The 9,447-nt window shown below is 57.1% G+C and carries 10 protein-coding genes; 6 read left to right on the forward strand and 4 right to left on the reverse strand.

Annotated features, from left to right (window positions below):
• Positions 1-55: 55 nt before the first annotated feature.
• From ACR0I7_RS11650 to ACR0I7_RS11665, 4 genes are read left to right on the forward strand one after another with little or no spacing between them, the layout of a single operon-like run.
• The gene (locus tag ACR0I7_RS11650; protein WP_480511151.1) at positions 56-436 is read left to right on the forward strand and encodes a response regulator transcription factor; all 381 of its coding nucleotides are present in this window, start codon (positions 56-58) and stop codon (positions 434-436) included.
• Complete coding sequence (locus tag ACR0I7_RS11655) at positions 433-750, forward strand: hypothetical protein (protein ID WP_480511153.1); 318 nt, start codon at positions 433-435, stop codon at positions 748-750. The genes ACR0I7_RS11650 and ACR0I7_RS11655 overlap by 4 nt, the downstream gene beginning before the upstream one ends.
• On the forward strand, positions 738-3,416 hold the full coding sequence (locus ACR0I7_RS11660; protein ID WP_480511155.1) for an ATP-binding protein: 2,679 nt from the start codon (positions 738-740) through the stop codon (positions 3,414-3,416). Before ACR0I7_RS11655 ends, ACR0I7_RS11660 begins: the two co-directional genes overlap by 13 nt.
• 59 nt (positions 3,417-3,475) lie before the next feature.
• Positions 3,476-4,612, forward strand: coding sequence for a FliM/FliN family flagellar motor C-terminal domain-containing protein (locus ACR0I7_RS11665; RefSeq protein ID WP_480511157.1), 1,137 nt, complete (start codon positions 3,476-3,478; stop codon positions 4,610-4,612).
• On the opposite strand, the gene ACR0I7_RS11670 is transcribed toward ACR0I7_RS11665, so the two are convergent.
• Genes ACR0I7_RS11670 through ACR0I7_RS11685 form a run of 4 tightly spaced genes read right to left on the reverse strand, consistent with a single transcriptional unit; the run spans position 4,613 to position 6,809 of the window.
• Positions 4,613-5,044: a protein tyrosine phosphatase family protein gene (locus ACR0I7_RS11670; RefSeq protein ID WP_480511159.1), complete on the reverse strand. Its 432-nt coding sequence runs from the start codon at positions 5,042-5,044 to the stop codon at positions 4,613-4,615.
• 9 nt (positions 5,045-5,053) lie between these two features.
• Entirely contained in the window at positions 5,054-5,485 is a 432-nt protein-coding gene (locus ACR0I7_RS11675; protein WP_480511161.1) for a DUF6691 family protein, read from the reverse strand.
• Entirely contained in the window at positions 5,485-5,913 is a 429-nt protein-coding gene (locus ACR0I7_RS11680) for a YeeE/YedE family protein (RefSeq protein WP_480511162.1), read from the reverse strand. Before ACR0I7_RS11680 ends, ACR0I7_RS11675 begins: the two co-directional genes overlap by 1 nt.
• Positions 5,914-5,945: 32 nt before the next feature.
• Entirely contained in the window at positions 5,946-6,809 is an 864-nt protein-coding gene (locus ACR0I7_RS11685; RefSeq protein WP_480511164.1) for an MBL fold metallo-hydrolase, read from the reverse strand.
• Positions 6,810-7,053: 244 nt separating this feature from the next.
• Here ACR0I7_RS11685 and ACR0I7_RS11690 point away from each other — a divergent pair, with 244 nt between their 5' ends.
• Together ACR0I7_RS11690 and ACR0I7_RS11695 are read left to right on the forward strand one after the other, a co-directional pair.
• The gene (locus ACR0I7_RS11690) at positions 7,054-7,269 is read left to right on the forward strand and encodes a hypothetical protein (RefSeq protein ID WP_480511165.1); all 216 of its coding nucleotides are present in this window, start codon (positions 7,054-7,056) and stop codon (positions 7,267-7,269) included.
• Between the two features lie 1,079 nt (positions 7,270-8,348).
• On the forward strand, positions 8,349-9,233 hold the full coding sequence (locus tag ACR0I7_RS11695) for a hypothetical protein (protein ID WP_480511166.1): 885 nt from the start codon (positions 8,349-8,351) through the stop codon (positions 9,231-9,233).
• Positions 9,234-9,447 lie beyond the last annotated feature (214 nt).

The following is a 9,447-nucleotide window of genomic DNA, read 5'->3' on the forward strand; positions in this document are numbered from 1 at the left end:
GTCTAAGGCCATGGGTGGCTGCGGAATTCAGCGGCCCTGGGGAGGAAGTGAACATATGAGCCGAAGGGTTCTGTTGATCGAGGATGAGCCGAACATCACCGAGGCGATCCGATTTCTGCTGACCCGCGAGGGTTGGCTGGTTGAGACACATGCCGAGGGCGTGGATGCCGTGCAGGTCATTGTTGCCGCAAGGCCGGATCTGGTCATTCTGGACGTTATGCTGCCAGGCAAGAGCGGCATGGATGTGTTGCGTGATCTGCGCGAGCTTGAGGGTATGCAGAGCCTGCCGGTTCTCATGCTGACCGCGCGCGGGCAATCGCGCGACCGGGAAATGGCCGAACGCGCCGGTGTCAGCCGTTTTATGACCAAGCCGTTTTCGAATGCCGAAGTTCTGACCGCTGTGCGCGATCTGCATGCGCAAGCGTCCAGGTCATGACCACGCCCGAGGGTGAGCGCGAACGCACCGTCGCAAGACCCTCGTTGTTCCTTGAGCGACAGAGTTATCGCCGACGCCGTCTGGCCGACGCGGCCCGGCTGTTGCCTTTTCTGGGGGCGGCCCTCATCGCAATCCCGTTGCTCTGGCCTGATGGGGATACCGCTGAGACATCGGTGCCGCTGTCATCGGCGATCCTCTATATCTTTGTCTGCTGGGGCGCACTTATCGTGATCAGCCTGCTGTTCGGGTTTGCTGCCAAATACATGGCCACACGCGAAGAGCCCGGCGCGGAGACGGACAAATGGCAACGCTGAACGTTCTGATTCTGGTCTGCCTGGGCTATGTGGTTTTGCTGTTTGGCGTGGCTTTTGCCGCTGATCGTCTGGCGGCGGCGGGGCGCGGAAAGTGGTTGCGCTCGCCGTTGATCTACACGCTTTCACTGTCGATCTATTGCACCGCCTGGACGTTCTATGGCGCGGTGGGCAATGCTGCACGCTCAGGGTTGGAGTTTGTCACCATCTATCTTGGTCCGACGCTGGTGATGATCAGCTGGTGGTGGGGTCTGCGCAAGCTGGTGCGCGTGGGGCGCAGCCAGCGGGTGACCTCGATCGCCGACCTGATCTCGTCGCGCTATGGTAAGTCGAACACGCTGGCGATCTGCGTCACGATCTTGGCTGTGCTGGGGGGCACGCCCTATATCGCGCTGCAATTGCAGTCGATCACCCTGTCATTTTCGATCTTTGCCGAGGCCGATCCCTCGGGCCTCTATCGTGAAGGATCCAGCGTGTTCTGGGTCGCGGCAGGACTGGCCGTTTTCGCCATTCTGTTTGGGACCCGGAATCTGGACGTCAACGAACGGCACCATGGGGTGGTGACCGCGATTGCGCTCGAGTCGGTGGTCAAGCTGTTTGCCCTGCTTGCGGTGGGCATATTTGTTGTCTGGGGGGTTGCCGGGGGCGTGGGGCCGATGATGGACCGCATCGATGCCTCGGAAATCGGCACATGGCACGTGGATGCCGGGCGCTGGACTACGATCACGTTCCTGTCCGCTGCAGCCTTTGTCTGCCTGCCGCGCATGTTTCAGGTAATGGTAGTAGAGAATGACGACGAAGGGCACCTGCGCACGGCGGCGTGGGCCTTTCCGCTGTATCTGCTGCTGATAAGCCTTTTTGTGATTCCGATTGCAGTGATCGGATTGGACCTGATGCCCGAGGGCTCGAACCCCGATCTTTTTGTTCTGACGGTGCCGTTGTCGCAGGGCAATGACTGGTTGGCCATGTTCTCTTTCATCGGAGGTTTTTCGTCTGCCACATCCATGGTGATCATCACAGCGATGGCGCTATCGACGATGGTGTCCAACCACGTTGTCATGCCGATCTGGCTGAATACGCAAGAAGGGTCCGGGGCTGTCTCGGGCGATGTGCGCAACATCGTTCTGATGGCGCGCCGTGTCTCGATCGCGGCTATCATGGCGCTGGGCTACTTCTATTTCCGCCTGTCGGGCGGCGGTGCCGCGCTGGCATCGATCGGTCTTGTCGCTTTTGCCGGGATTTCGCAAATCCTACCCGCGCTTGTTGGAGGATTGTTCTGGCGCGGGGCTACCCGAACCGGAGCTCTGATCGGCTTGAGCGTTGGCTTCTTCTTGTGGATTTACACCATGCTGCTGCCCGGTATGGGTGAGAACGTGATGCCAGCCTCGGTTCTAAAGAACGGTCCTTTCGGGCTGAGCTGGCTGAGACCGCAGGCCTTGTTCGGGATCGATGGGATCGATCCGATGGTGCATACGGTCATGTGGTCTTTGTCGCTGAATACCATTGCCTTCTGCGTCGCATCGCTGCTGAGTTTCCCTAGCCCGCTGGAACGGTTGCAGGGCGCGCAGTTTGTCAATGTGTTCGAGCATTCGGTTGCCCCGCAAGGCTGGACCGGGTCGGTGGGGCAGAGCGAAGATCTGATGATCATGACGCAGCGCATCCTGGGCACCGGGCCGGCCCAGATGTTCTTTCAGGCCGAGGCGCAGAAACAGGGCGGGCGCGGGCGGTTGCCGGAGCCCACACCCGGTTTTCTGGTCCGGCTTGAACGGGAACTGAGCGGTTCAGTCGGCGCCGCGACAGCCCACGCGATGGTCGGGCAGATCGTCGGCGGGTCGTCGGTGTCGGTCGAAGACCTGCTGGCCGTGGCAGACGAATCCGCTCAGCTGCTGGAATACTCTGGCCAGCTAGAGGCAAAGTCCGCCGAGCTAAGCCGGACCGCCCGTCAACTGCGCGAGGCAAACGCCAAGCTGACCCAGATCTCGATGCAAAAGGACGCGTTTCTGGGACAGGTTAGTCATGAGTTGCGTACCCCCATGACCTCGATCCGGGCGTTCTCAGAGATCATGCGGGACACCGAAGAGCTGAGTGCCGAGGAAAAAACACGCTATGCAGCGATCATTCATGACGAAGCGCTGCGTCTGACGCGATTGCTGGATGACCTGCTGGACCTAAGCGTGTTGGAAAACGGGCAGGTTAGTCTGAATGTTGGTGACAGTAATTTGCGGGCAGTTCTGGATCGCGCGGTTTCCACGGCCCTGACAGGCGCGGATCACAAACTTGAAGTGCGGCGTGTTCTGTCCGCAGAACGGATCGCCCTGCACACCGATCTGGATCGGTTGGGGCAGGTCTTTATCAATCTGATCTCGAACGCGCAGAAATACTGCGACGCGACCGAGCCCGTGCTGACGATTTCTGCGCATGATGTGGGCGGGCAGGTGGTGATTGACTTTGTCGACAATGGCAGCGGTATCCCGCCCGAGGCGCAGTCGATGGTGTTCGAGAAATTCGCACGCGTTGGGTTTGACAAGGCCGGTGGCGCGGGGCTTGGGCTGGCGATCTGTCGCGAGATCATGCAGCGGCTCGGCGGAGAGATCACTTATCTGCCGGGGCAGGTGGGGGCCACGTTTCGGGTCAGCCTGCCACTCGCGCATAAGCAGGCCGCTCAGTAGGCGGGCTTAAAGATATTCGTAACCGTCTCCGGATAAAGCTGAAAACTGATGAGCAACAGATGGCGGTTCGGGCCATGGCGAATGATGTCGGCGCTGCGTTGGCGCGAAAACTTATGGCAGGGCAGGGTGGCGGTGACGATAAGCCACGTTCGATCCTGCGCGCCCTGCGGTTGGCCTCGGCGCAATCTGCGGCCGAGTGTCTGCACCTGTCCCTGGCCGTGATCGGGGCAAAACAGGCGTCCCGGACACCGGAGCACCTTTCTGCGGCGGTGAGTGATAAACACCTGCTGCTTGTATTCTCTGCGCCCGATGGCATGACGGCTGCGGTTTGTCTGGATGCTGAATGCGTTTCAGCCGTCGTTCAGAAGCAGACGATAGGCGAGGTAATGGCAGCAAGAGGCCCCATGGATCGTGTGTTTACCGACACAGATGCCGCCATGGTTGCGCCCTTTGTCGAGGATATTTTTTGCCGTGCGCCGGATATGGTCGACGCCGCTGATGATCATGCCTGTTTGTCGGGCTACGAATTCGTGTCACGCGCCGAAGATGTGCAGGCTTTGTCACTGGTTCTGGTGGAAGAGGCGTTTCGGGTCCTTGATCTGACAATCGAGCTGGAGGGCGGGCTCAGGCAGGGGCATCTCAGTTTTTGGATGCCGGTCCGAACCGTACCTGCAGATGAGAACATGACCAAGGCCGAAGACAATGAACTTTGTCTACAGCAGGCGTCAGGCGTTATGCGGGCCGAATTGAACGCAGTCCTGTGCCGATTGCCGTTGTCTGTTGCCGATTTGTCTGATTTGAAGCTCGGGCAAGTCTTGCCGCTAAGCGGAGCGAGGCTAGACCGGGTCGAGTTTGTGACAATCGAACGGTCGCGGGCCGCTGTCGGACGTCTGGGACAGTGCAGCGGCCTGAGGGCGATCCGGATCAACGAACAGGCACAGCCCCCCGTGTTGTCGGGGTCTTCGGCAGACGAGTTCCTCGAAAGCCGCAGCGCAACACTGATGCCGGAGCAAGACATCATACATCCGAACGCCGGGGATATCGGGGGCCTAACAGAGGCAGATCAGCCGCTGTCGGACGCTCTTGTCCCTTTGGAGACTGATTTTCTGATCGGCAGTTCAGACAAGATTACAGCAGAAATCTCGCAATTGGCGGGGCTGCACCACCCGTATGACGAGCAAGATGAAAAGGTCTGATCAGCCCTTCATCGCGCGAAGCTGATCAAGCGTTGGGCGCAGGTTGTCCAGCGCATAACCCGCGTCTCTGGTCGCGTTCAGGATGTCATCCGTGCTCATGCGATCGCATTGCCCCAGAGCCCAAACCACCGAACATCGCGTGCCGGACGCGCAATAGGCAAAAACGGGTCCGGAACTGCTCTCGGTCAGCTGCCGCTGATGGGCCACGTTTTCGGGTGTCATGGTCTGATGGGTCAGCTCCAGCACCTCATACTCCAACCCAGCGGCGCGAACCGCCTCGCCAATCGCATCGGACTGCATGTTCGCAGGAACTTCGATATTGGGGCGGTTGCAGATCACCCGGGTGAATCCTGCGGCGGCAATGGCGGGAACGTCTTCGACCATGATTTGGGGCGAAACGGCATACTGTGGGGTAATCCGGCGAATCTCCATGCAAAATCCTTAGGTCGCGTTTGCGATCCTGTCCAGTTGTGCCCCGATTTTTGGTGCAAGGAACATGCCGCCGGTCATCGCGGCAACAAAGATCAACCCGCCAGTGCCGCCGTAGCTGAGGGAGGCCAGTGCCGGGCCGGGGCATAGCCCGGCCAGCCCCCAGCCCATCCCAAACAGGGTGGACCCAACAATAAGTCGGCGATCTAGGTCGGGTTGTGGAGGGGACGGAAAGTGACCTCCGGTCAGAGGGGTCCGGCTACGCGTCAGATACCACGCAACCAACATCGGTAGAATGGCTCCACCCATCACAAACGCCAGCGTTGGGTCCCAGTTGCCGAAGACGTCCAGCCACCCCTGAACCTTGGTCGTATCGGTCATGCCCGAGATCAGCAGGCCGGTGCCAAACAATGATCCGGCGACAAGTGCCACAAGTATACGCATCAGATAATCCCCAGAACGTGGCGGAGCAGGGCGATCGTCAGCCCACCGGCGAGAATGTAAAATATGGTTGCGACGATCCCGCGCAGTGAAAACCGCGAAATACCGCAGACACCGTGGCCAGAGGTGCAACCGTTTGCGATCCGGGTGCCGATTCCAACCAGCATCCCGGCAACGATCACCACGGCCCAATCCGTGGTCAGATAAGTCTGCGCCTGAGGGGCAATCAGGGGTTTCAGCAACAACGGCATAACAATGACGCCAGTCACAAAGGCCAGGCGTTCACCAGCTTCGCGCTGATTGCTGCGCTCGACCAGAGCGCCAAGTATCCCGCTCGCCCCCATGATGCGCCCGTTCCCAAGCAGGTAGACTGCTCCGCCCAGCCCGATCAACACGCCGCCAATCAGGCCCATAATCCACTCTGGATTCATTTCGCTTTCCTCTTTTTAGATACGCCCGTGCGTCAGAGTTTGTTGATCGGGACTTTGAGAAACACATCGCCCTCTTCGTCGGCGGGCGGCATCTGGCCGGCGCGCATATTGACCTGCAACGAGGGCAATATGAGCTTTGGCATCGCCAGCGTCGCGTCGCGGGCATCGCGCATATCGGTGAACTCTTCGATGCTGCGTCCTTGACCGATGTGAATGTTCAGCGCCTTTTGCTCTCCGACCGTCGTTTCCCAGGCATAGGCGTTGCGTCCAGGGGCCTTGTAGTCATGGCCGACATAGATCCGGGTTGCGTCCGGCAGTGCGAGGATTTTCTGAATCGAGGCAAACAGCATGGCGGACGACCCGCCAGGGAAGTCGCAACGCGCGGTTCCGAAATCCGGCATAAACAGGGTGTCGCCCACAAAGGCAGCATCCCCAATTACATAGGTCAGACAGGCCGGAGTATGGCCGGGCGTGTGAAGCACATCGCCCCGCATCTGGCCGATGTAAAAGCTGTCACCCTCTGAGAACAGCGCGTCAAACTGGCTGCCATCGCGTTGGAATTCCGTGCCCTCGTTGAACACCTTTCCGAACGTGTCCTGAACCACTACAATGTTTTGACCTATTCCGATCTTACCCCCAAGTTCCTGCTGCAGATAGGGCGCAGCCGAGAGGTGGTCGGCGTGTACATGGCTCTCCAGAATCCACTCAACCCTGAGCGTGTTTGACCTAACATAGTCGATGATTTGGTCGGCAGAGACCGTACTGGTGCGCCCGGACGCATGGTCAAAATCAAGCACGCTGTCGATGATGGCGCAGGCGGTGCCTTCGGGTTCCTGGACAAGATAAGAGACCGTATTCGTCCGCTCGTCGAAAAACGCTTTTACTGATGGTGTCACGAGATTCTCCCCTTGTTTGAGTTTCATATATTGATAACGGAATGTGAATCAATAACCAATTCACAACTTGATGCCTGTCAAGGCGGCGCAGATTAATCTGGCTTAAAGAATAGACAGCCTGCGGCACTTTGCTTAAATTCGCGATATGGTTGAGCGAACTTCCTCAGGGAAGCGTTAAGGTTCAGTGTCGTCTTAAAGTCGTTACCTATATCTACCAAAGTGAGATTTAGTGGGAGGATGCAACATGACTGCAATGGAACTCTATACCGAAGCTGAACGGCTTGAGAAGCAATTGCAGGGCGCGTGTTTGGATACACGGCTGGCTCTTCAGCCCAATGTAAGCAAAGTTATCGGATGCATGCGCGAGCAGGGCATGCGCATACCGTCGCGTCTCAAGCGCCTGGATGCAGCTTTGTTCGAGGATGCGGTCGAAGCAAGGTTCGACAACATGCCAGTCTAAGTCCCTGATGCGGGTGCACGCCCCATCGTCTGGTTGCCTTCGACACGCCGCGCTGACGCGTGCGCCTGAATATTGGGTGCTGGAATAGTTAGATTGTTTCTGCCAGCTAACGCGAAAGAAGTCGTGATTTCCCGCGCTTCCAGGCAAGTTTCGTGATGGCATGACTTCTCGCGAGATGACCTAACCCGCTAAGCTGTTGCTGAGGAGCTCTTTTTTGGTGAGCGCGAGTTTCTTCGATTGCGAGACAAGTCAATAGTAAGTCACCTAGGGGCTTAGGCGAACGCAACCCCAATCGAAGCGACCTTGTCAGCATTGCCGGAATGAAAGAGCGGAGCGCCGCGCCGCTGAACGGGAATATCAGCTTGCGAAGAAAGCTGCCAATGTCGTGCCCGGTGCTGAGCCTCAACGGTGGCTCTCAAATTGCAACATAAGCTGACAATTTACCCGCTGCCTCATTGAGGTGGTGGCGTATTTTTCGACCGCTAACAAAGCCCTGTGGCTCACCGCTAAGAGACCCTCTTCGCCGCCGTAAGTCTTCCCAATGTTCGGGGTCGAATAGCCTGGCACCTCGTCTTGAGATATCTTGTCCACGCCAGCCTTGTGCACCTCATCTTTTAGACGGTGTCGCTGCGAATAGATCACATGTCGCTCATTTGAAGTGAAACCGTGCAGGTGCTTCATGAGGATTTTAGAGAGGCTATCTACCCCACGCGGTTTGGCTGCGTAACGGGGAAACAGATAGACATCATCTTCAGACGAGGCGAGAGCCTGTTTGAAAGCTTCGAGCGTGTCACCAATAAGGGGGATGGGACGAACATGAGACGTGGCTTTGAGGCGTCTTGTCTCGTGCCATTGCAGTCGGATAACTGCATCGCCACGCGGGGTTCTGATGCCCTTCGCCCTTGCGTGGCTGATTCACAGGGAAGCCCATGTCCCCTGTGTGCTGAGCGCCGATGACAGTGCAGGTCCGGCTTCCCGGCTGTCATCAGCGCTCATTTATTTGAAAGCATGATTTGAACATTCCGCCACAACAGATAGTATTCAATTCGATCTGATATACACAATATACGAGTTTTTAAATGTCAGAAGCCGAAACCAAGGGTGTACGTTTCTCCCATCTTTACATCAGTCAAGACGCGCCTCTCCGAGACAGTGAAAAAGCTAGATTTAGATTAGCCAAACACTGTGAAGCTTCCTGCCCTAAATCAAAGCCGGACCGTTATGGCCGTACAACTGAGCGTTTTAGGCCAGCTGTAGAGGTCATCGAAAGCGAGATAGGTATTCAATTTGGAGGCCGTTCTACTTCAGGCTCTTACCACGAACGTTGGGACTGGTACTTCAATCGAGTCACCGTTGTGGAGATGTTGGACACGATCACGGTTGTCGGTAACACCCTACATTCGAGCTTTGAAAAGTATGATCGGAAGGGTGCCTTTCTAAAGACTGTTCGTCGGATATTTAAGGAAGAAAATCTTGCCTACACGATTGACGAAGCCGGTGGCGTTCATCCGTTGGTGGATTCTGCATTTTCTGCAACTCATTCCGCTGCAATATCGGCACTGTCAGGGGACAGGCATCAGGCAACCTTAGATGCCGTTGCAAGGATCGACAACTGTCTGCTTCAAAGTCCGCCGGACTACCGTGAAGCAATCCGCTCAGCCTTTGCCGCAAACGAAAACCTCTTCAAGCTGATGTATTCGGTCCCGAGGCTAGATTCTCGTTCTGCCGGTGAGAAAATCGGCAAGTCCCTTCAAGCGATTCATGCTGGGCACCCGGCACAGCAGTCCGCCAGTGCAAAGTTGTTGGAATCCTACAAGGACTGGATAAATGCAGCGCATTTTTACCGCCATGAAGAAGGTGTCGAGGAACCAAGCCAACCCAGTGAAGATCTAGCAATTCTGATAGTCTCTCAAGGCTTGTCATTCGTGCGGTGGCTGGCTGGGATTGATCGGCAGGTATCTTGAACAGTTCTGATTCACTAAGGAATCTTCGTTTCCCTTTCTGCTTCCCTTTTTGGCGCGCAGTTCGGTGGAATTTCGGCTAAGTTGTTGATTTTTATGGTGCCCCCTGACCCAGCCCCTTGATCCGGGCCGTTTGGATGTAGAATCCGTTCCTGTTTCTTTCTCGTGTTTAGGTTGCGGTCAAGGCCTGCTGAGCGGAGCCGTTGCGTAGCTCAAG

This window comes from Ruegeria sp. AM1, assembly GCF_056540745.1.